The sequence below is a fragment of the Achromobacter semiaridum genome, from assembly GCF_053543755.1.
This window is the reverse complement of sequence record NZ_JBLVOL010000015.1, coordinates 59,845-80,882: the sequence shown is the minus strand read 5'-3', so window position 1 is coordinate 80,882 and position 21,038 is coordinate 59,845. Positions and strand designations below refer to the sequence as shown.

General features: G+C 65.2%; 21 protein-coding genes. 16 read left to right on the top strand and 5 right to left on the bottom strand.

Annotated features, from left to right (window positions below; translation table 11 throughout):
• Positions 1-14 precede the first annotated feature (14 nt).
• From ACNPP0_RS04670 to ACNPP0_RS04660, 3 genes are all read left to right on the top strand, one after another.
• Positions 15-806, top strand: coding sequence for an enoyl-CoA hydratase/isomerase family protein (locus tag ACNPP0_RS04670; protein ID WP_448705133.1), 792 nt, complete (start codon positions 15-17; stop codon positions 804-806).
• Between the two features lie 5 nt (positions 807-811).
• Positions 812-2,353, top strand: a complete 1,542-nt coding sequence (locus ACNPP0_RS04665) for a malonate--CoA ligase (RefSeq protein ID WP_448705132.1) — start codon at positions 812-814, stop codon at positions 2,351-2,353.
• Between the two features lie 170 nt (positions 2,354-2,523).
• The gene (locus tag ACNPP0_RS04660; RefSeq protein ID WP_332608877.1) at positions 2,524-3,495 is read left to right on the top strand and encodes a Bug family tripartite tricarboxylate transporter substrate binding protein; all 972 of its coding nucleotides are present in this window, start codon (positions 2,524-2,526) and stop codon (positions 3,493-3,495) included.
• A gap of 4 nt (positions 3,496-3,499) precedes the next feature.
• Here the strand turns inward: ACNPP0_RS04660 and ACNPP0_RS04655 are convergent, their stop codons facing one another.
• On the bottom strand, positions 3,500-4,456 hold the full coding sequence (locus ACNPP0_RS04655; RefSeq protein WP_448705131.1) for an aldo/keto reductase: 957 nt from the start codon (positions 4,454-4,456) through the stop codon (positions 3,500-3,502).
• Positions 4,457-4,695: 239 nt separating this feature from the next.
• Between ACNPP0_RS04655 and ACNPP0_RS04650 the strand changes: the two genes are divergently transcribed.
• The 3 genes from ACNPP0_RS04650 to ACNPP0_RS04640 all read left to right on the top strand — a co-directional run bounded on the left by ACNPP0_RS04650 (position 4,696) and on the right by ACNPP0_RS04640 (position 7,649).
• Positions 4,696-5,667, top strand: a complete 972-nt coding sequence (locus ACNPP0_RS04650; protein ID WP_046805434.1) for an ABC transporter substrate-binding protein — start codon at positions 4,696-4,698, stop codon at positions 5,665-5,667.
• A gap of 295 nt (positions 5,668-5,962) precedes the next feature.
• Positions 5,963-6,853 (top strand): ABC transporter permease, encoded by an 891-nt coding sequence (locus ACNPP0_RS04645; RefSeq protein ID WP_046805433.1) that lies wholly within the window; start codon positions 5,963-5,965, stop codon positions 6,851-6,853.
• A 1-nt stretch (position 6,854) separates the two neighbouring features.
• Positions 6,855-7,649 carry an ABC transporter ATP-binding protein gene (locus tag ACNPP0_RS04640; protein ID WP_046805432.1) on the top strand — a complete coding sequence of 265 codons (795 nt, stop codon included), beginning with the start codon at positions 6,855-6,857 and terminating at the stop codon, positions 7,647-7,649.
• A gap of 91 nt (positions 7,650-7,740) precedes the next feature.
• Here ACNPP0_RS04640 and ACNPP0_RS04635 read toward each other — a convergent pair whose 3' ends face one another.
• From ACNPP0_RS04635 to ACNPP0_RS04625, 3 genes are all read right to left on the bottom strand, one after another.
• Positions 7,741-8,988, bottom strand: coding sequence for an NAD(P)/FAD-dependent oxidoreductase (locus tag ACNPP0_RS04635; RefSeq protein WP_448705130.1), 1,248 nt, complete (start codon positions 8,986-8,988; stop codon positions 7,741-7,743).
• A gap of 115 nt (positions 8,989-9,103) precedes the next feature.
• The gene (locus ACNPP0_RS04630; protein WP_448705129.1) at positions 9,104-10,744 is read right to left on the bottom strand and encodes an NAD(P)-binding protein; all 1,641 of its coding nucleotides are present in this window, start codon (positions 10,742-10,744) and stop codon (positions 9,104-9,106) included.
• Positions 10,744-12,255 (bottom strand): polyamine aminopropyltransferase, encoded by a 1,512-nt coding sequence (locus tag ACNPP0_RS04625; RefSeq protein WP_332608872.1) that lies wholly within the window; start codon positions 12,253-12,255, stop codon positions 10,744-10,746. Before ACNPP0_RS04625 ends, ACNPP0_RS04630 begins: the two co-directional genes overlap by 1 nt.
• Before the next feature lie 90 nt (positions 12,256-12,345).
• Between ACNPP0_RS04625 and ACNPP0_RS04620 the strand changes: the two genes are divergently transcribed.
• The 8 genes from ACNPP0_RS04620 to ACNPP0_RS04585 all read left to right on the top strand — a co-directional run bounded on the left by ACNPP0_RS04620 (position 12,346) and on the right by ACNPP0_RS04585 (position 18,103).
• Positions 12,346-12,732 carry a DUF350 domain-containing protein gene (locus tag ACNPP0_RS04620; RefSeq protein WP_332608969.1) on the top strand — a complete coding sequence of 129 codons (387 nt, stop codon included), beginning with the start codon at positions 12,346-12,348 and terminating at the stop codon, positions 12,730-12,732.
• Between the two features lie 37 nt (positions 12,733-12,769).
• Positions 12,770-13,828, top strand: coding sequence for an SPFH domain-containing protein (locus tag ACNPP0_RS04615; protein WP_448705128.1), 1,059 nt, complete (start codon positions 12,770-12,772; stop codon positions 13,826-13,828).
• 6 nt (positions 13,829-13,834) lie between these two features.
• The gene (locus tag ACNPP0_RS04610) at positions 13,835-15,304 is read left to right on the top strand and encodes a DUF4178 domain-containing protein (protein WP_448705127.1); all 1,470 of its coding nucleotides are present in this window, start codon (positions 13,835-13,837) and stop codon (positions 15,302-15,304) included.
• A gap of 4 nt (positions 15,305-15,308) precedes the next feature.
• Complete coding sequence (locus ACNPP0_RS04605; RefSeq protein WP_448705126.1) at positions 15,309-15,479, top strand: hypothetical protein; 171 nt, start codon at positions 15,309-15,311, stop codon at positions 15,477-15,479.
• Positions 15,476-15,826, top strand: a complete 351-nt coding sequence (speD, locus tag ACNPP0_RS04600) for an adenosylmethionine decarboxylase (protein WP_332608868.1) — start codon at positions 15,476-15,478, stop codon at positions 15,824-15,826. Before ACNPP0_RS04605 ends, speD begins: the two co-directional genes overlap by 4 nt.
• A 126-nt stretch (positions 15,827-15,952) precedes the next feature.
• The gene (gene modA / locus ACNPP0_RS04595; protein ID WP_332608867.1) at positions 15,953-16,711 is read left to right on the top strand and encodes a molybdate ABC transporter substrate-binding protein; all 759 of its coding nucleotides are present in this window, start codon (positions 15,953-15,955) and stop codon (positions 16,709-16,711) included.
• Positions 16,712-16,733: 22 nt separating this feature from the next.
• Positions 16,734-17,420 carry a molybdate ABC transporter permease subunit gene (gene modB, locus ACNPP0_RS04590; RefSeq protein WP_448705125.1) on the top strand — a complete coding sequence of 229 codons (687 nt, stop codon included), beginning with the start codon at positions 16,734-16,736 and terminating at the stop codon, positions 17,418-17,420.
• Positions 17,417-18,103 carry a sulfate/molybdate ABC transporter ATP-binding protein gene (locus tag ACNPP0_RS04585; RefSeq protein ID WP_332608864.1) on the top strand — a complete coding sequence of 229 codons (687 nt, stop codon included), beginning with the start codon at positions 17,417-17,419 and terminating at the stop codon, positions 18,101-18,103. The genes modB and ACNPP0_RS04585 overlap by 4 nt, the downstream gene beginning before the upstream one ends.
• A 37-nt stretch (positions 18,104-18,140) precedes the next feature.
• Here ACNPP0_RS04585 and modE read toward each other — a convergent pair whose 3' ends face one another.
• Positions 18,141-18,935: a molybdenum-dependent transcriptional regulator ModE gene (gene modE / locus ACNPP0_RS04580; RefSeq protein WP_332608863.1), complete on the bottom strand. Its 795-nt coding sequence runs from the start codon at positions 18,933-18,935 to the stop codon at positions 18,141-18,143.
• A 207-nt stretch (positions 18,936-19,142) separates the two neighbouring features.
• Between modE and ACNPP0_RS04575 the strand changes: the two genes are divergently transcribed.
• Together ACNPP0_RS04575 and ACNPP0_RS04570 are read left to right on the top strand one after the other, a co-directional pair.
• On the top strand, positions 19,143-19,739 hold the full coding sequence (locus ACNPP0_RS04575) for a DUF4136 domain-containing protein (RefSeq protein ID WP_442880257.1): 597 nt from the start codon (positions 19,143-19,145) through the stop codon (positions 19,737-19,739).
• A gap of 14 nt (positions 19,740-19,753) precedes the next feature.
• Entirely contained in the window at positions 19,754-20,950 is a 1,197-nt protein-coding gene (locus ACNPP0_RS04570; RefSeq protein ID WP_332608861.1) for a DUF3734 domain-containing protein, read from the top strand.
• The last annotated feature ends 88 nt before the right edge of the window (positions 20,951-21,038 follow it).

The following is a 21,038-nucleotide window of genomic DNA, read 5'->3' as shown; positions in this document are numbered from 1 at the left end:
AGGGGCAAGGGGACATGACGCAAGACGTGACCGGCCGCGTGCGGCTGGAACGCGAGGGGCCGTTGGCCTGGGTGACGCTATCGCACCCGGGGCGGCTGAACGCGATAACGGTGGGCATGTGGGGCGAGCTTGGCGACGTATTCACGCGCCTGGCCGCCGACAACGCCGTGCGCTGCGTGATCGTGCGGGGCGAAGGCGGCAACTTTGCCGCGGGCGCCGACATCCGTGAATTTCCGGTTCAACGCGCCGACCACGCCGGCGTGCAGCACTACCACCGCCACATCCTGGCGCCCGCCTTGCAGGCCGTGGCCAACTGCCCACACCCCGTCATCGCCCAGATCGAAGGTGTGTGCGTGGGCGGCGGCCTGGAAATCGCCAGCCAGTGCGACTTGCGCATCGCCGGCGCGTCGGCGCGTTTCGGCGTGCCGATCAACCGCCTGGGCTTCCCCATGGCGCCCGATGAAATGCGTGGCCTGCTGGCCCTGGTCGGGCGCGCGGCCACGCTGGCAATTTTGCTGGAAGGCCGGGTCTTCGGTGCCGACGAGGCGCACGGCCTGGGCCTGCTGACGCGCATCGTGCCCGACGAACAGGTGGCCGATGCCGCCCGCCGCAGCGCGGATCGCATCGCCCAGGGCGCGCCCTTGGCCGCCCGCATCAATAAACGCCTGTCGGCCAGGCTTGCCCAAGAGGGCGCCTTGACCGAAGACGAATATCAAGATTATTTCTCCTATGCCGAAAGCCGGGACCACAAGGAAGGCGTGCGCGCTTTCCTGGCCGGCGTAGACCCTTCCTTTTCCGGAGACTGACCAAGGTGAGCAACGCCAACCTCTATGCTGTCCTGCAAGGCGGCTTTCCCAAAGACCGCAGCAAAGTCGCGCTTGAAACGCCCGACCTGCAATACACCTGGGATGACATCGACCGTGCCACCGCGTGCCTGGCCAACCTGCTGACATCGCTGGACCTGCCGGACGGCTCGCGCGTGGCCGTGCAAGTCGAAAAATCGCCGGAAGCGCTGCTGCTGTACCTGGCCACCTTGCGCGCCGGGCTGGTGTACCTGCCGCTGAACACCGCCTACCGCGAAGCCGAGATCGAATACTTCCTGGGCAACGCCGAGCCCGCCGTGGTGGTTTGCGCCAGCAAGAACCTGGACTGGGTGCAACGCGCCGCCGACAAGTCCGGCTGCGCGCACGTCTACACGCTGGACGAAGACCGCACCGGCACGCTGCTGGAGGCGGCCGCCGGCCTGCCGCAAACGTTCAAGACCGTGCAGCGCAAGCCCGACGACCTGGCCGCCATTCTGTATACGTCCGGCACCACCGGCCGCAGCAAGGGCGCGATGCTGTCGCACGGCAACCTGGCCGCCAACGCCCAGGTGCTGCATGAATACTGGGGCTGGCGCGAAGACGACGTGCTACTGCACATGCTGCCCATCTTCCACGTGCACGGCCTGTTCGTGGCGTCGCACGGCGCCTTGCTGGCCGGCGCGAAGATGATCTGGCTGCCCAAGCTGGACGCCGACCAGGCGCTGCATTACCTGCCGCAATGCACGGTGATGATGGGCGTGCCGACGTACTACGTCCGCCTGCTGGCCGACCCGCGCTTTGACCGCGCCGTGTGCGCCAACATGCGTCTGTTCATCTCTGGTTCGGCGCCGCTGTTGGCCGAAACGTTTTCCGACTTCAAGGCGCGCAGCGGGCACGCCATCCTGGAACGTTACGGCATGAGCGAAACCGTCATGCTGACGTCCAACCCCTATGATCCCGCCCAGGGCGAACGCCTGGCGGGCACCGTTGGGCGCGCCTTGCCGGGCGTTGAGGTGCGCGTGGTGGACGACGCGGGCGTGCCGCTGGCGCCGGGCGAAATTGGCAATGTGCAGGTGCGTGGCCCCAACGTGTTCTCGGGCTACTGGCGCATGCCGGAAAAAACGCGCGAGGAATTCACCGAAGACGGCTGGTTCAAGACGGGCGACGTCGGCCGCTGGGGCGGCGAATCCGCCGGGCGCGACGTACCCGCCGACACGCTGTCCATCGTCGGGCGCAGCAAGGACCTGATTATCTCGGGCGGCTTCAACGTCTATCCCAAGGAAATCGAAACGCTGATCGACGACATGCCCGGCGTGGCGGAATCGGCGGTCATCGGCGTGCCGCACGCGGACTTCGGCGAAGCCGTCGTCGCGGTGGTCGTGCCCAAGGACGGCGTTTCGCTGGACGCGGGCGCGATGCAGCTGGAGCTGAAGTCGCGCATCGCCAACTTCAAGGTGCCCAAGCGCGTGCATATCGTTGACCAGCTGCCGCGCAACACCATGGGCAAGGTGCAAAAGAACGTGCTGCGCGAGACCTACAAGGCGCTTTGACGCCATGCCAGATGCCGGCCTGCACAGGTCGGCATTTTTTTCTACACAGGAGGGCTTCCGACTCGATCCGACTACGCCTTGCAGTCCTGGCAGCATTCATTCAATAAGAATTTCAAGAGACGAGACGCACACAACCGCGCCGTCCCCGTGATGCAGCAAGAGGAGACATTATGAAAGTTCGCAAGTCCGCCGTGGCCCTATTCGCCGTGGCAGCCCTGGGTTTCGGCGGCACGGCCGCCGCGCAATGGCCAGAGCGCCCCATCACGCTGATCGTTCCGTTCCCCGCAGGCGGCGGCACGGACACCTTCGCCCGCCCGCTGGCCCAGCAACTGACCATGCAATTGGGCCAGACGGTGGTGATCGACAACAAGGGCGGCGCGGGCGGTACCGTAGGCGCGGGTGTTGCCGCCAAGGCCCGGCCCGACGGCTACACCTTCTTCATGGGCGGCGCGCACCACGCGTTGGCCCCGTCGCTGTACAAAAGCCTGAACTACAACATCCAGAAGGACTTCGTGCCGGTCGCGCTGGTGGCGCAGCCGCCGCAGGTGGTGGTGATCAACGCCGGCAAATTGCCGGTCAAGACCTTGCAGGAATTCGTCGATTACGCCAAGAAGCATCCGGGCGAAATCAACTACGGCACTGCCGGCAAGGGCAGCACGCACCATCTGGCGGGCGAGTTGTTCGCCATGCAGACCGGCATCAAGCTGGTGGACGTGCCGTACCAGGGCGCCGGCCCGATGCTGTCCGCGTTGATAGGTGGTCAGGTAGACCTGGCGTTTGATGGGCTGGGTTCGTCGTCCGGACATATACGCGCGGGCGCCATCAAACCCCTGGCCGTGGCCGCCAACGAACGGTCAGCCTCGTTGCCGAACGTGCCGACCGCCGCCGAAGCCGGCGTGCCGAACTACGTCGTGTCGACCTGGTACGCCATCTGGGCGCCGACCGGCACGCCCAAAGAGGCGGTCGACAAGATGGCGGTTGAAATCACCAAGGCGCTGAACACCCCGAAGCTGAAGGAAACCTGGGCCGGTAACGGTTCGGCGGTGCCGACGCTGACGGGCGCCGACTTCGGCAAGTTCGTCGATAGCGAAGTCGACCGCTGGGCCAAGGTGGTGAAAGATTCCGGCGTGAAGCTGGATTGACGCCTTAGCGCCACTCGCTGGCCTGGCTCAGCTTGGCCAACTGGTCATGCGTCAGCGTCAGGCTGGCGGCCTTGACCAGTTCGTCAAGCTGCGCCAGCGACGTGGCGCTGACGATGGGAGAGGTGATGCCCGGCTGCGCAATCTGCCAAGCCAGCGCGGCTTGCGCGGGCGTGCAGCCGGCGTCTTCCGAGACCTCGTCCAGCGCCTTCAGGATGCGCAGGCCGCGTTCGTTCAGATAGGTGTCCACGATTTTCTGGCCGCGCGCGCTTTTGCCGGCGTCGGCCGCGCTGCGATATTTGCCGCTGAGAAAGCCGCTTGCCAGCGCGTAATAGTTGATGGTGCCCATCTGCTGCGTTTTCACCAGGCCTTGCAGCCCGGTCTCGAACGCGGCGCGGTTGTACAGGTTGTATTCGGGCTGGATGCTTTCGTAGCGCGGCAGGTCGTGGCGTTCGGCCGCGATCAGCGCTTCCGACAGGCGCACCGCCGTATAGTTTGACGCGCCGATGGCGCGCACCTTGCCCGATTCAATGTGCTTGGCGTATTCGGCCAGCGTGTCGGTCAACGGCGTATCGGGGTCGTCTTGGTGCGACTGGTACAGGTCCACATAATCCGTTTGCAGGCGCGCCAGCGAGGCATCCAGTGAACGCCGGATGTAGGCAGGCGCCAGGCCGCGCGCGTCGGGGCCCATTTCCATGCCGATCTTGGTGGCGATCATCACGCGGTCGCGCTTGCCGGATCGCTTGAGCCATTTACCGATCAGCGTTTCGGATTCGCCACCCTGGTTGCCGGGCACCCAGCGCGAATACACATCGGCCGTGTCGATGAAATTCAGGCCCGCGTCCACCATGGCGTCAAGCAGGGAATAGGCCCCGGCTTCGTCGACGGTCCAGCCGAAGACGTTGCCGCCGAAAGTCAGGGGGGGAACTTGCAGGCCGGAGCGGCCCAGAGCGCGTTTGATCATGGTGAGGCCTTTGGTTTGCGTCCGACGGGCAGCCGTCGGCGTGACGATATTTAGTATATTGGCGCCGCGCGCCCCGGCGTGGGGCATGCTTGCCGGCATGCACCATTTCAGGGATTCCCCGCAAATTCTTTTGTCTGGCGGCAAGTTAGACTATATGGCTTTACGGCTGACCGACCGACGGGAAGCCGCCGGCGTAGTTGTAATAACGAACAAAAACCAAGGGTTCAAGGAGCTTACGTATGCTGATCGGAAAAAAACATTTTCTGACGGTTGGCGCCATGGCGCTGGCGATGGCTATCGCCTCACCAGTGTCGGCGCAGCAAAAGTCGGTGGCAATCACGGCCATCGTCGAGCACCCGGCGCTGGACGCCGTGCGTGACGGGGTGCAAGACGCCCTGAAGCAGGCCGGCTATGAATCCGGCAAGAACCTGAAGTGGCAATACCAAAGCGCGCAGGGCAACAACGGCACGGCCGCGCAGATCGCCCGCAAGTTCGTGGGTGATCGCCCCGACGCCATCGTCGCGATCGCCACGCCGTCGGCCCAGGCCGTTGTGGCCGCCACCAAGGACGTGCCCGTGGTGTATTCGGCCGTGACCGACCCCGTGGCAGCGCAGCTGGTCAAAAGCATGGACGCCACCGGCACCAACGTGACCGGCGTGTCGGACATGCTGGCGCTGGAAAAGCAGGTTGAACTCATCAAGAAAATCGTTCCCAACGCCAAGCGCGTGGGCATCGTCTACAACCCGGGCGAGGCCAACTCGGTCGTGGTGGTGAAAAAGTTGCAGGAAATCCTGCCCAAGTCGGGCATGAGCCTGGTCGAAGCCGCCGCCCCGCGTTCGGTTGATGTGGCCTCGGCCGCGCGCAGCCTGATCGGCAAGGTCGACGTCATCTACACCAACACCGACAACAACGTCGTGTCGGCGTATGAATCGCTGGTCAAGGTGGGTAACGACGCGAAGATCCCGCTGATCGCCTCCGACACCGACAGCGTCAAGCGCGGCGGTATCGCGGCGCTGGGCATCAACTACCACGACCTGGGCGTGCAGACGGGCAAGGTGGTCGTGCGCATTCTCAAGGGTGAAAAGCCCGGCGCCATTCCGTCGGAAGTCATCTCGAAGCTTGAGCTCTACGTGAACCCGGGCGCCGCCGCCAAGCAGGGCGTGACGCTGTCGGACGCCGTAATCAAGTCCGCCGCGGTGGTCGTGAAGTAAAGCGACGCCCGCCAGACCCCGCCACGCCTCCCGGCGTGCGCGGGGTTTTTGTTAAGCTTTTTTCGGGTCGCGCCGCGACCGGGTCCTGCCGTTTTGCTCCCTTTCCTGGCTTTGAACGACGTCGCTTTCCGGCCGGTCCGGCAAGCGCGCGGCTGCTTTGGAACGAAACGCGAGAAAATGACGAACCGGGAAACGTTTGTTGCGAAAGCTCGGGTAAAACTGATGCCCGAACGCAAGAAATCCGACGTTTCAACTCTTTAATATGCACCTTCCTTACCCTGATTGGATTTAACCCATGTCATTGTTCTCGTTGTTAGGCGCGTTGGAGATCGGGCTGATCTTCAGCCTGGTGGCCTTGGGCGTGTTCATCTCCTTTCGCCTGCTGCGCTTCCCCGACCTGACCGTTGACGGCAGCTTTCCGTTGGGCGGCGCCGTCTGTGCCACGCTGATTGCGTCGGGCACCGACCCGTTTTCCGCCACGATCATCGCGACGTTCGCGGGCGCGGTCGCGGGTCTGATCACGGGCATGCTGAACGTGAAGCTCAAGATCATGGACCTGCTGGCCAGCATCCTGATGATGATCGCGCTGTATTCCATCAACCTGCGCATCATGGGCAAGCCCAACGTTCCGCTGATCACCGAACCCACCGTGTTCACCATCTTGCAGCCGGGCTGGATATCCGACTATGTCGCGCGCCCGCTGATCCTGATCGTGATCGTCATCCTGGCCAAGCTGGCGCTGGACTGGTTCTTTGCCACGCAGACCGGGCTGGCCGTGCGCGCCACCGGGTCCAACGGCCGCATGGCCCGCGCGCAGGGCGTCAACACCGGCCGCATGATCATGGGCGGCATGGCGCTGTCCAACGCGCTGGTGGCGCTGGCCGGCGCGCTGTTCGCGCAGACGCAGGGCGGTTCCGATATCTCGATGGGCATCGGCACCATCGTGATCGGCCTGGCCGCGGTGATTGTCGGCGAAAGCATCCTGCCGTCGCGCAAGCTGGTGCTGGCGACGCTGGCCGTCATCATCGGCGCCATCGTCTACCGCTTTTTCATCGCGCTGGCGCTCAATAGCGATTTCATCGGCCTGAAGGCACAAGACCTGAACCTTGTCACCGCGGTGCTGGTCACGATTGCCCTGGTCATCCCGATGCTCAAGCGCCGTATCGTCGGCAAGAAGGGGCGCTGATATGTTGTCCGCAAAAGATCTGAAAATTACCTTCAACGCGGGAACGCCCATCGAAACGCGCGCGCTGCGCGGGCTGTCGCTGGAAATTCCGTCTGGCCAGTTCGTGACCGTCATCGGGTCCAACGGCGCCGGCAAGTCCACGTTCCTGAATGCGGTGTCGGGCGACCTGCCGATTGATTCGGGCCGCATCGACATCAACGGCGTGGACGTGACGCGTCAGCCCGTGTGGGCGCGCGCCGGCCGCGTGGCCCGCGTTTTCCAGGACCCCATGGCGGGCACCTGCGAAGACCTGACCATCGAAGAAAACATGGCGCTGGCGCAGATGCGCGGCGTGCGCCGCGGCTATAGCCGCGCGGTCAAGGCGTCGATGAAGGACGGCTTTCGTGAACGTCTGGCCACCTTGGGCCTGGGCCTGGAAAACCGGTTGACCGACCGCATCGGCCTGCTGTCCGGCGGCCAGCGCCAGGCAGTCAGCCTGCTGATGGCGGCCTTGCAGCCGTCGCGCATCCTGCTGCTGGACGAGCACACCGCCGCGCTGGACCCGCGCACCGCCGACTTCGTGCTGCAACTGACGGCGCGCATCGTTGCCGAAAGCCAGCTGACCACGATGATGGTCACGCACAGCATGCGGCAGGCGCTGGACGTGGGCGACCGCACGGTGATGCTGCATCAAGGGCAGGTGGTGCTGGACGTGTCGGGCGATGAACGCCGCGGCATGGACGTGCCGGATCTGCTGGCGATGTTCGAGCGCGTGCGGGGCGAAAAGCTGTCGGACGACGCGTTGTTGCTGGGGTGATAGCTGGCGCTTCCCAGCCCCAGGTGCGGTCCATCAACGCCCGCGCCTGGTGGTGAAAAGCTCTGAACGAAGCGGCTCTGGCCGAAGCGCCCTAGATGAAGCGCCCCGGCCGGAACGCTTGGTGGCGCGACGGGTCGGCATTGTCGAACATCAGTTCGCCCAATATCTTCGCCGTGCCCGGCGCCGTGCTGAAGCCTATGTGTTGATGCCCCAGCGCCAGCCATAGCCCCGGGTGCCTGGGGGCCTGCCCGATCATCGGGCGGCTGTCGGGCAGGGTGGGGCGCCGGCCCAACCAGGCGGCGGGGTCCACGCGTACACCCAGCGGGAACGCCTCGCGCGCTCGCGCTTCGGCCAGATCCAGTTGCGTCGTGCACGGCGCGGCGTCGCAGGCGTCCAGTTCCACGCCCGTGGTCAAGCGCAGCCCGCGCGCCATGGGCGACAGCACATAGCCGCCGCCGGTGTCGTACACCGGTCGCGTCACGCGGGCGCCGTCCTGGCCGCGATAGTGCATGTGATAACCGCGTTCAAACGCCATGGGCAGGTCGATGCCGGTGGTCTTGAGCAGCGCCTTGGACCACGGCCCCAACGCCACCACCAACTGATCGGCGGTCAGGGCTTCCGAGCCTTGGGCCCCTAGCACCGTCCAGCCCTGGGCGTCGCGCCGGATGCCCGTGGCCGTCATTGCCTTGACCGTGCCGCCCGCTTGCCGGAACAGGTCGGCGTATGCGCTGACCACGGCCTGCGGATCGTCAACGGAATACGAACCCTGGATCCACAGCGCACGGTGAAAGATGGGTGACAGCGCGGGTTCCAACGCGGCCAGTTCAACCGGGTCCAGCGTTTGCGTGGGCACCTGGTATTGCGCGAACGTCGTGCGCGCCAACGCGCCGGCGTTCCAGGCGGCCGGGCTGCGGTACAGGAACACCCAGCCGGTGTCGCGCAAACGATGGCGGGCGCCGGCGGCATCCAGCAGCCTAAGGTGTTCGGGGGCGGACAGCCGGATCAGTTCGTCCAGCGCGCGCGTGGTTTCCTTGAACACGGACGGCCGCGCGTTCAGCAAGAAGCGTGAGGCCCAGCCCAGGTTCCGCGCCAGATAGGACGCGCGATACCGGAACTGCACGGTGTTGTTCTTCATCAGCCGGGGCAGTTGGCCCCACAGGCCGGGGTGGTTGAACGGCATCAGCGAACTGCGCGCCAGCACGCCCGCGTTGCCCATCGATGTTTCCATGCCGGGCGCCTGCCGATCGACCAGCGTCACGCGCAAGCCGCGTCGCACCAGCTCCAGCGCGCAGCACACGCCGACGATGCCGGCGCCCAGGACGATGACGTGCTTACCCATGTGTTCTTCTTCGTAGCCCGAATGACGGGCGATTGTAGGGCAGCGGCCGCGGGCGCGTGTAGCAAAATCGCGGGTCGCCTGTCAGGCGCGCATCGCCCTGTGGCAAGGGCTCGAATCAAGCGCTTGGCAACGCTTGCCCCAGTATCCGCCCGGCCGCCACCACGCCCCACCAGGACGCTTCCTCGAAGACGGAATACCCGGACAAGTCGGCGTGCGCGAACAGCACGGGGCCGTCCACCTGGCGCAGCGCGGCCAGCCCGGCGTTGGACAGGCTGCCGCATAGCGGCGAGGCCATGGCATGGCCGCGCACGGTGATGTCCAGCCGGCGCGCATGCCGCCAGAATTCCCGGCCGTAGGCGGCGATCAGGTCGGCGGCGGCTTCTTCGCGTAGGGCTTCGGGGCTGGCCGTGCTGAGCCACCGCCGCGCCGCGTTCGGTGTCTGCGCGCTTAAGGCGTGATAGGCCGTGAAGACGGATCGCGGCGAACGCGCCACGCGCAGCAGCTGGTGCGTGGACACCACATAACCCAGCGCGCGGCCTTGATAGACGACGTTGTCCCAGGACAGCGGCTCGCCCGGCGCTTCCCGCGGATAGCCTTCCAGCAGAAAATTGGACACCAGCCAGGGCGCATGCGATGACGCATGCACGGCGGGGTCATAGCCATAGGCGCGGATGTCGGGCAACAGCCGTTGCGCCACAAACAAAGGCATGGCGCAGACGGTGCGCCGACTTTGCAACGTGTAGGCGCCCGGCGTCGGGGCCGTGGCCAAGCAGGTGGTGAGCGGGCCGGCGGGCGTGTCAACGATGCGCACCGCCGTACCCGCCATGAGCCAGCGCGCGTGCCCCAGCTTGCTGTCGATGGCCTGGCGCATGCGGTCGGCCAGCACGCCTAGCCCGCCCGGCCACGTCAGCACCGCGCCTTCACCGGCGTTGGCGGCGTGGCCGTCGCGGCTGGCAAAGTAGTGCAGGCCGGCCCAGGCCGACACCACGTCGTAGCCCGCGCCGTAGTCGTCGCGGCAGCAGTAGTTCAGGTACCAGTGCAAGGCGGGGGACGTGTAGCCTTCGCGCTCCAGCCATTGCTTGAAAGTGATCTGATCCAGCGCGCGCCACGCCGGGTCTTGCGAGGACAGCACCAGCGGGATGCTGAACACGCGCCGCCCGTCATTGCCCAGCTGCGTGTGCAGGCGTTCGACCAGCGCCAGGAAGCGATGGTGCTGCGCCACGTCGGCGTCGGGCAGGCCCGTCATGGGCAGCAGCCCGTCTTCCCAGTGCCCGTTGCGCAGCAGGCGTTCTTGCGGCGAATGCACCAGGATGGATTCGTCATACACCGGCCGGACATCGCCCGCGCCGTGTTCGATGATGCCGAAGTCGGCCAGCATCTGGCGCACATGGGTGGATGCCATCGAGGGCAGCGGCAGGTAATGCGCGCCCAGCGGATAGTGCAGTTCGTCCTGCCGCCCGGCAGCGGCGTTGCCGCCGAATTCCGGCCCCTGCACCACGACAAAGTCGGTGAACCCTTCGCGCGCCAGCTTCCACGCGCACGACAGGCCGGCCACGCCCGCGCCCAGAATGACGACCTGGTGCCGATGGTGCGCGGTGGCGGCGGGCAGAACGGCGCCGTCGCGCAAGGCGTGGCCCGCCTGCATGCCGGGGTAGGCCACGTTTGCCGGGGTCTCGACGATGCGCTGGCGGTAGTAGCCGGCGGTGCCCGCCACCGCCGCCGTGGCCGCGCCCAGAAGAAAGCTGCGACGGCGCATCAGCGGATGACCTTGCGCCAGTCCTCGTCGAAATAGCGCACCAGCGATTGCTCGTTCAAGCGGTTGGGCGGCATCTCCAGCGCGGGCATGTCGGCCGGGAAGTGGAACAGTTCTCGCGTGGTGGCCGGGTCCAGGTAGCGCGTGGGCACGGTGATCTTGTCGGGCGGCGTGTAGTCGCGCCGCTTGCTGGCCAGGATGAAACCCCAATCGCCAAACGACGGCACGTAGGTGTGGTACGGCCAGGTGTTCAAGCCGGCTTCCTTCAGCGTGGCGTTCACGCTCCAGAACGAACGCGGCGCGAAGTAGGGCGAGGTGGACTGGATCACCATGTAGCCGTTTTCCGCCAGGTGGCGCGCCATCAGGTGATAGACGGGCACGGAATACAGGCGGCCCAGGCCGAAGTTGGACGGGTCGGGAAAGTCCACCACGATGAAGTCGTAGACCTCGGCGTGCGTTTCCAGCCAGCGGCCGGCATCGTCATTGATGACGGTGACGCGCGGATCGTTCAGCGCGCCCTGGTTCAACGCGACCAGGGGATCGGACCGCGAAAACAATCCGGTCATCGCCGGGTCCAGGTCCACCAGCGTGATGTGTTGGATATGCTTGTACTTAAGGATTTCGCGCACCGCCAAGCCATCGCCGCCGCCCAGCACCAGGACGTTGCGCGCCCAGGGCAGCGTTTGCAGCCCCGGATGCACCAGCGATTCGTGATACCGATGTTCATCACGCGACGAGAATTGCAGGTTGTTGTTGATGTACAGGCGCAGGTCGTCATGCCAGCGCGTGACCACCAGGCGCTGGTACGGCGTGGTTTCGGCGTGCACCACGTCATCGCCGTACAAGCCCTTTTCGGCCCAGGCCGTCATCGCGGTGGAATAGATGAAGCCCAGCGCCAGAAAGCCGATCACGACGCAGGCGCGGATGGCTTTTTCGCCGGGGCGGCGCACTTCGGCGCGAAACAGCCACGTGGTCCACAAGGCCACGCTGGCGTTCAGGATGCCGAACAGGAAACTGGTGCGCAGCAGGCCTAGCTTGGGCGCCAGCAGCAGCGGAAAGATCAGCGACACCGCCAGCGCGCCCAGATAATCGAACGTCAACACGCGGCTGACGATTTCGCGGAATTCGGCCTTGCGCTGGTTGAACACGCGCATCACCAGCGGGATCTCCATTCCCACCATCAAGCCGATGACGAAGACGCCCACGTACAGCGCCGCGCGAAAAGGCGCGGACAGCCACGCAAACACCAGGAACAGCACGGCGGCCGATACGCCGCCCAGCAACGCCACCAGCAGTTCGACGTCGATAAAGCGATTCAAAACGTCTTCGTCTCTTACATATTTTGACAACCACGAACCGATGCCCATGGCGAACAAATAGCAGCCGATAACGGAGGAGAACTGAAGGATCGAATCGCCCAGTAAATAGCTGGCCAGCGCGCTGCTGATGAGCTCATAGCCCAAGCCGCAGGAAGCAACGATCAATACCGATAGGATGAGAACGCGGTCGCGCATTGGGGTGTCCGGGGCGAAAAATGCGTTCGCAGTATATCGAACGCCGCGTATATACTGCGCGCAATTAGGAGGGTGGCAATGGGAGAAGCGATGCATCCGGCGGTGACCTATCTGATCTATATCGTCTCGGCGCTGGTCATGCTGGGCGTTTTCACGGCGGTCTATACCGCCGTGACCCGCTACAAGGAATTCGACCTGATCCGCGAAGGCAATATCGCCGCCGTGCTGTCCTATGGCGGTGCGTTGGTGGGCTTCAGCTTCACCTTGTGTTCCAGCATTGCCGTGCATGCCAGCTTCGTGATGTTCCTGGTGTGGGGCGTGGCCGCCATGCTGGTGCAGATCGTCGTTTACGTCGTGGTCAACAAGGCCATTGCCGGCATGAACGAGGCCATCGAACAAAACAATATCGCCATGGGCGGCCTGATCGGTTCGATCTCGCTGGCCGCCGGTATCGTGAACGCAGCCTGCCTGACCTGAAGGCCGGCGCGCAATCCCACCTGACACGGGAGGACCTATGAGTCTCGGTTCCTTTATTCGCAAGCAGTTCATCGACATCCTGCAATGGAACGAAGATCGCGACGGCGTGCTCGCCTGGCGCCATCCGATGCAGGATTTCGAAATTCAGTACGGCGCCAGCCTGACGGTGCGTGAATCGCAGATGGCCGTGTTCGTCAATGAAGGCAAGGTGGCCGATGTGTTCGGCCCCGGCATGTACAAGCTGACGACGCAGACGCTGCCGATCCTGACGTACCTGAAGAACTGGGACAAGCTGTTCGAGTCGCCCTTCAAGTCGGACGTGATCTTTTTCAGCACGCGCCTGCAATTGGGCCGGCGCTGGGGCACGGCCCAGCCGGTGACGCTGCGTGACAGCGAGTTCGGCATGGTGCGGCTGCGCGCGTTTGGCGTGTATTCGTACCAGATCTCGGACCCGGCCAAGTTCTATCGCGAAATCAGCGGCACGCGCGACGAATACACGGTGGACGACCTGGAATTGCAGCTGCGCAATATGGTGGTGGCTGCCATGACGACGGCGCTGGGCGGCTCCAAGGTGCCGTTCCTGGATATTGCCGGCAACCAGGGCTTGATGTCGCAAAGCATCAGCGAGGCGCTGGCGCCGGTGTTCGATCGCTATGGCGTCAAGCTGGACAACTTCACGGTTGAAAACGTGTCGCTGCCCGAAGAGCTGCAAAAGGCGCTGGACACGCGTATTTCCATGGGCATGGCGGGCGACCTGGGCAAGTTCACCCAGTACCAGACGGCCACGTCCATTCCGCTGGCCGCGCAGAACGAAGGCGGCATCGCCGGCATCGGCGCGGGCCTGGCGGCCGGTGCCGCGCTGGGGCAGACAATGGCGGCGGGGCTGGGCGTGGGGCAGCCCGGACAGCCCGCGCAACCCGCGCAACCCGCACAACCCGCACAGCCGGCTCAGCCGGCTCAGCCTGCGCCCGCAGCCGCCGGCGCCGACCCGGTCGCGCGCTTGCAACAGCTGAAAGACCTGCTGGATAAAGGGCTGATCACCGCCGCCGATTACGACACGGCCAAGGCCGAAGTGCTGAAGAAACTTACCAGCTAAGGTCCCATGCAGCAGGTTCTGTGTCCGCAGTGCGGCGCCCCGGTCAAGTTCACGTCCACCGCTTCCGTCATGGCAGTCTGCGGCGCATGCCGCAGCACCTTGCTCAAAGATGCCGACTCGGTCAAGCGCATCGGCGAAATGGCCGACGTGCTGGAAGACTATTCGCCACTGTGCCTGGGCGCGGCGGGCAGCGTGGACGGCAAGCGTTTCGACGTGATCGGCCGTATCCAGCTGCGCTACGACGACGGCTTCTGGAACGAGTGGTACGTGTGGTTCGACGATGGCGCCGACGGCTGGCTGTCGGACGCGTCGGGCCAGTACGCGCTGACCCGGCGGCGCGGCGTCAAGTCGGTGCAGGGCATGCCCGCGTTTGCCGACATCTCGCCGGGCGATGAGCTCAAGCTGGATGGGCAGCGGTTCATTGCCGCGGACGTGCGCCGCGCGCGCGCCGGCGGCGCGCAGGGCGAATTGCCCTTCGTGCCCGGCGATGGCTGGGACGCCAAGGTGGCCGATTTCCGCAGCCTGGACGCGTTCCTTACGCTGGATTTTTCCGACGGCCCCGAGCCCCAGCTGTACATCGGCAAGGCCTTTGACCTGTCCGCCATGCAGGCGGCCACGTTGCGCAGCAACGAACAGGTGGAAGAGACGGCCGGCCGTTATCGCGGCCAGATCAAGGCGCTGGACTGCCCCAACTGCGGGGCGCCGATCAGCTTCGTGGCGGCCATGGCAACGACTGTGGTGTGCCCGTCTTGCGCGGCAACCGTCGACTGTTCCGGGCCCACCGCCGAAGTCATCGAGAAGGCGCGCAAGGTCAAGTCCGTCAAGACCTCCTTGTCGCTGGGCGCGGTGGCCAAGATCGACGGCGCCAGCTACACGCTGATCGGCCTGATGAAATGCGCCGACCGCGATCCCGAAGAGCCGTCGGACTGGATCGAATACCTGCTGTTCAATCCGGCCAAGGGCTTTATCTGGCTGGTGGAAACGGACGAAGGCTGGGAACGCGTGCAGGTGTGCGACACCTGGCCCAGCCCGAACAACGCCACCAGCGTGCGCTGGCGTTCGAAGCTGTACCAGAAGCTGTACGACTACACCTCGCAAGTCGAGATGCCGCTGGGTGCGTTCAACTGGCGTGTCAAGGCGGGCGACACCACGCACATCACCGACTACAAGGCGGGCACGCTCAAGCTGACGCGTGAACGTAGCGAATCGGAATTGGGCTGGTCGGCATCGTCGCCCGTGGCGCCCGCGCAATTGGCTCAGTGGTTCGACGACCCCAAGCTGGCCGCGCAGAAAGCCCGGCCGATGGGCGGCAAGAAGGGCAGCTATGGCAAATGGGCCTGGATCGCGACCATCGGCATGGTGTTCCTGAATTTGAGCAATATCCTGGGCGGCCGCTTTGTCCCGATCCTGATCGGGCTGGCATTCTTGTGGTTACCCGCCAAGATGGCGGACAAGCTTTCCGAAGGGGACGACTAGGACCATGGGCAAGTTCCTGTATGGCGTGTACGCCTTGGTGGTGGTGCTGGCGGCGACGGGTTTCAATTCCCCCGGCGTGCGCATGGTGGGCGGCGGGGGCGGCGGCAGCAGCAGCAGTTGGGGCAGCAGTTCATCCGGTAGCTCGGGCTGGTCGTCGGGCGGGTCGCACAAGTGACCGTGCATGATCCTGCGGGCCTTCATGTGCTGGCCGACTTTCGCGGGGTGCCGGCCCATCGCCTGACCGACGCCGTGGCCCTGGAAGCGCAGCTGATCGCGGCGGCGCGAGCCGCGGGCGCGCACGTGTTAAGCGCGCATTTTCATCTTTTTGGCGAAGGTTCGGGCGTGACCGGCGTCGTCATGCTGAGCGAATCGCATATCAGCATCCATTCCTGGCCCGAGCACGAGTTCGCCGCGCTGGACATCTTCATGTGCGGCGCGGCGCAGCCCGAACTGGCGCTGGCCAGTCTGCGCGACGCGCTGGCGCCCGCCTCGGTTCACGTCACGACGGTCGCGCGCGGCTGATCCCGCTTTTTTCCTGGGTTTGATCGGGCGCAGACCGCGCGTGATGGCAAATTGACGGGCGTTATATACCTCTATATATTTCGTTTCCGGTGGGGCCCTGTTTTCGACCCCCTTTCAAGGAAGACCATGTCTTGCAAACGTCCGATGCTGGCGCTGACGCTGGCGATTTCCGCGCTGTGGGGCGCAGGCGCCCAGGCCGCCGATCTGGTCGTGTCCGCCGCGGCCAGCCTGACCAACGCGTTCAAGGATGTGGCGCAGGGCTATGAAAAGCAGCACCCCGGTACCCATGTCGTGCTGAACTTCGGCGCGTCCGATGTGCTGTTGCAGCAGATTGTGAAAGGCGCGCCCGCCGATGTGTTTGCGTCGGCGGACCAGAAGGCGATGGACAAGGCGGTAGAGGAAAAGGCCGTGCGGCGCGATTCGCGCGCGGACTTCGCCGCCAACCAGATCGTGCTGATCGTGCCGGCCGACAGCAAGGCCAACATCACATCCCTGAACGACCTGACGCGCGCGGACATCAAGCGCATCGCCTACGGCAACCCGGCTTCGGTGCCGGTGGGGCGCTACACGCAGGGCGCACTGGAAGCAGCCGGCTTGTGGACCGCCGTGCAGGCCAAGAGCGTGCTGGCGCAGAACGTGCGCCAAAGCCTGGACTATGTCTCGCGCGGCGAGGTCGATGCCGGCTTCGTGTTCGCCACCGACGCCGCCATCATGCCCGACAAGGTCAAGGTGGCGCTGCGCGTGAAGTCGCAAACCCCGGTCACCTATCCCATTGCCGTGACCGCGCGCCAGGCCGCCGCCCAGGAAGCCCAGCGCTTTGTGGCTTATGTGCTGTCGCCCGCCGGCCAGGCCATCCTGGCGCGCTACGGCTTTCAACAGCCCTGAACCGGGTTGACGGCGGCCACCGATGACTGATCCCGTCTGGGTCCCGCTGCTGCTGTCGCTGAAGGGGGCGGGCTGGGCCACGCTGCTGGCCACGCTGGCCGGCACCGCCGCGGCCTATGGCCTGTCGCGCTGGCGCTGGCCCGGTGGCGATGTGCTGGACGCGCTGCTGACCCTGCCGCTGGTGCTGCCGCCTACCGTGCTGGGCTATTACCTGCTGGTCTTGCTGGGTCGTCGCGGCATCATCGGCGAAACGCTGGCCAAGTGGAATATCGAACTGGTCTTCACCTGGCAGGGCGCGGTGATCGCCGCGTCCATCGTGGCGTTTCCGCTGGTGTTCAAGTCGGCGCGGGCAGCGTTCGACAACGTGGACGCGCAGCTTGAGAACGCGGCCCGGGTGTTGGGCGTGGGCGAAATCGGCGTGTTTTTCCGCGTGACGCTTCCCCTGGCGGCGCGCAGCATCCTGGCGGGCGTGCTGCTGGCTTTCGCCCGCGCCCTGGGCGAATTCGGCGCCACGCTGATGATCGCGGGCAATCTGCCGGGCCGTACCCAGACGCTGTCGGTGGCCATCTACGAAGCGGTGCAGGCGGGCGATGATCGTACCGCCAACCTGTTGGTGCTGGTCACGTCCATCACCTGCGTGGTGGTGCTGGTGGTGGCGGGCAAGCTGGTGCCCAAGGGCGCCCGCGCCCGCGACGGAGGCGGCCGATGAGCGTCAGCATCCACGTGCAAAAACGCATGGTGTCGGGCGACCGGCACTTTGAACTGGACGCCGCGTTTACGTCGTCGTCCAAGCGCATTGCCTTGTTCGGGCCCTCGGGCGCGGGCAAGAGCCTGACGCTGCGCGCCGTGGCGGGTCTGCTGCGTCCGGATGCCGGGCGCATCCAGATCAATGGCCGCGTGCTGTTCGATGCGCAGGCGGGCGTGTGCCTGCCCGCCCGGTCACGGCGGGTGGCCTATCTGTTTCAGGACTACGCGCTGTTTCCGCATCTGACGGTGGCGCAAAATATCGCGTTCGGGCTGCGACGCGGCTGGCGCAACCCGCCCCGGCGCGAAGTGCTGCCCGAGGCGCGGCGCTGGGTGGATGCGTTCGAACTGGGCGCCATCGTGGGCAGCTATCCCGGCGAAATTTCCGGCGGGCAAAAGCAGCGCGTGGCGCTGGCCCGGGCGCTGATGCTGCAACCGGACATCCTGCTGCTGGACGAACCCTTTTCAGCGCTGGATTCGCAACTGCGCGGCCGCATGCGCCAGGAATTGAACGCCTTGCAGCGTCAGTTGGATGTGCCGATGCTGCTGATCACGCACGACCCGGCCGATGTGGACGCGCTGGCCGACGAGGTCTTCGAAGTGCGCGAGGGCAGGGTGGGGCGCCGCCGGGATGACGTGGGCGTGTAGGGAAAACGCAGGGAAAGGGCAGGGAAAGCGGACCGCTTCAGTCCAGCACGCCCAGGATCACGCTGGAAGCCTTGAAGATGGCCACGGCCGGCGCGCCTGTTTCCAGCCCGAGCTCTTGCGCGCTGTCGTTCGTCACGATGGCCACCAGCGTGGCGCCGCCTTCCATGCCAATCAGTATTTCGCTGTTGACCGCACCGGCGCGGATGGCCGTGATGTGGCCTTGCAGCTGGTTGCGGGCCGACAGCCGCAAGCCGGGTCCCGGTGCGCCCACGATGACGGTCGATGCCTTCACAAGCGCAATCGCTTCCTTGCCAGGCGCCAGGCCAAGTTCGGCGGTGCTGTCGCGCGTGATGGTGGCGGTGATGAGGTGGCCGCCCGCGATGCGCAGTTGCACTTCATCGTTCACGGCGCCGGTGCGGATATCGGTCACGGTGCCCAGGAACTTGTTGCGTGCGCTGGTCTTCAGCATGAAGCGCCTCATCAGATCGATGTCGCCGCTGGCATCCAGGCCGGCGCGCGTCAGGTTGTCCATGAACTTCTGGTGTTCGGCCTCTAGTGCGCGAAACGTCATGATCAGGCGGCGTGCGCGGTCGGTCAGTTGCGTGCCGCCGCCGCCTTTGCCGCCCGCCGCCCGCAGCACCAGGGGTTCGCCCGCCAGGTTGTTCATGGCGTCGATGGCGTCCCAGGCGCCCTTGTAGCTCATGCCCACGGCGCGCGCGGCGGCCGTGATCGAGCCCGTGGCGTCAATTTGCGCCAGCAGGTCTATGCGGTTTTTCCCGCCCCAGGTCTGGGCGCCGGAACGAAACCAGATCGAGCCGTCAAGTTCCAACATGGGTAGCGGTACGGGTCAAGGACAAGGTCAAAAACGAGCCAAGAGTGTAATGGACGAGGTCCAGGATAGGTGGCGCGACCTGGGGATCCATAAGCCGCGACAGGGCAGAAGGCGCCACGGGATGCGAATGAGATTCTGTTGAAAGTTTACGGGCTTCGCGGCACTATGGCGTGGCCCAGTGCTCTTGGAGACATCGACATGAAAGCGATTCAAGCGGTGAAATGGTTGGCGGCGGGTTCCATGACTGGCTTGCTCGCGGCTTGCGCCTCGGGCCCCACGATCAAAGGCGATTACGATCATCAAGCCAACTTCGCGCAGTACCAGACCTTCGGTTTCATGAGCCCCCTGGGCACCGACAAAGCCGGCTACAGCAGCTTGCTGACCGAGCGCCTGAAGGCCGCCACGCGCGGCCAGATGGAAATGCGCGGTTATACCTACACCCCGTCCAATCCCGACCTTCTGGTCAACTTCAGCGCCAAGCTCCAGCAAAAAACCCAAGTCACGCCCGCGGCTCCGCCCATGGGCCCGTACTATGGCTACCGCTCCGGCTTTTACGGCGGCTGGCCCGGCTACGGCTGGGGCGACGACGTGTACCAGTACACCGAAGGCACGCTGAACATCGACCTGGTGGACTCGCGCCGCAAGCAGCTGGTGTGGGAAGGCGTGGCCGTGGGCGAGGTGCAGAGCCCCGACAGCGTCAACACCCCGCAGAGCGTGGACAAGGCCGTGGCGCAGATCTTCGCCAAGTACCCGTTCCGCGCCGGCGTGGCCGCGCCGCAGTTGCCGGACAAAAGCAAACCCTGACCCGAGGTAGCCGCATGACCGCTCGTCGCAACGCCCCATCCCAAGACACCGGCGATACGCCACCCTATGAAACCGTCGCGTTGGTGTTGCAAGGGGGCGGTGCGTTGGGGTCCTATCAGGCCGGGGTCTACCAGGGCTTGCACGAAGCGGGCATCCGGCCCAACTGGATATCGGGCATTTCCATCGGGTCGATCAACGCGGCCATCATCGCGGGCTCTCGCGAAGATGAACGGGTGGATCGCCTGCGCGGTTTCTGGGAAGCCATCTGCCGGCCCGCCGGCTTTGCCTCGGTGCCGTGGGGTGACACGCTGGCGGGCATGTTCGAAGGCATCCCCTTCGGCTTCGGGTCGCCCGCCATGAACGGCCAGCTGTCTGCCTTCCAGGCGCTGTTCTCCGGCCAGCCCGGGTTTTTCAAACCGCGTTTTCCGCCGCCTTACTGGGCCAGCGGCCGGGGCGCGGCCTCTACCAGTTTCTACGACACCACGCCCCTGGCGGCCACGCTGCGCCAGTTCGTGGATTTTGACGTGCTGAACAGTGGCGCGGTGCGCGCCAGCTTCGGCGTGGTCAACGTGCAGTCGGGCAACTTTGCTTATTTCGACAGCCTGAAAGACACCCTGCGGCCCGAGCACATCATGGCCTCCGGCGCCTTGCCGCCGGGCTTTCCGTCGGTGGAAATCGATGGCGAACATTATTGGGATGGCGGCGTGGTGTCCAACACGCCACTGGCCCAGGTGCTGACCACCGACAACATGCGCGATACGCTGGCCTTCCAGGTAGACCTGTGGCCCGCGCGCGGGCCGCTGCCGACGTCGCTGGAAGAAGTGGCCGAACGGCAGAAAGACATCCAGTATTCAAGCCGCACGCGCCTGGTCACCGACCAGCTGCGGCGCGTGCTCAAGCTGCGCCACGGCTTGCAGCGCCTGCTTGAACGCATGCCGGAGGCCGAGCGCAATGCCCCCGAACTGGCCGACATCCGCAAGTTGTCGCATACGCCCGCCACCAACATCATCAACCTAATCTACGAATCCAAGCACCGGGAACGCTATTCCAAGGACTATGAATTCGGCACCGAGGCCATGCGCGAACACTGGGAATCCGGCTTGTCCGATATCCGTCAGACACTCGCCAAGCCCGGCATTCTGGCGCGCCCGACAGAAAATAGTTGCTTCGTGACGCACGATATCCACCGCAACGGCAAGCATCCTTCATGAGCATTTGCATAGGACTGGTCTGATATTCAGGCCTAACGCGTATCAAGAGCGCGTCATCAGGCCGTAACGCCGGTAGTCTCCCAGAACA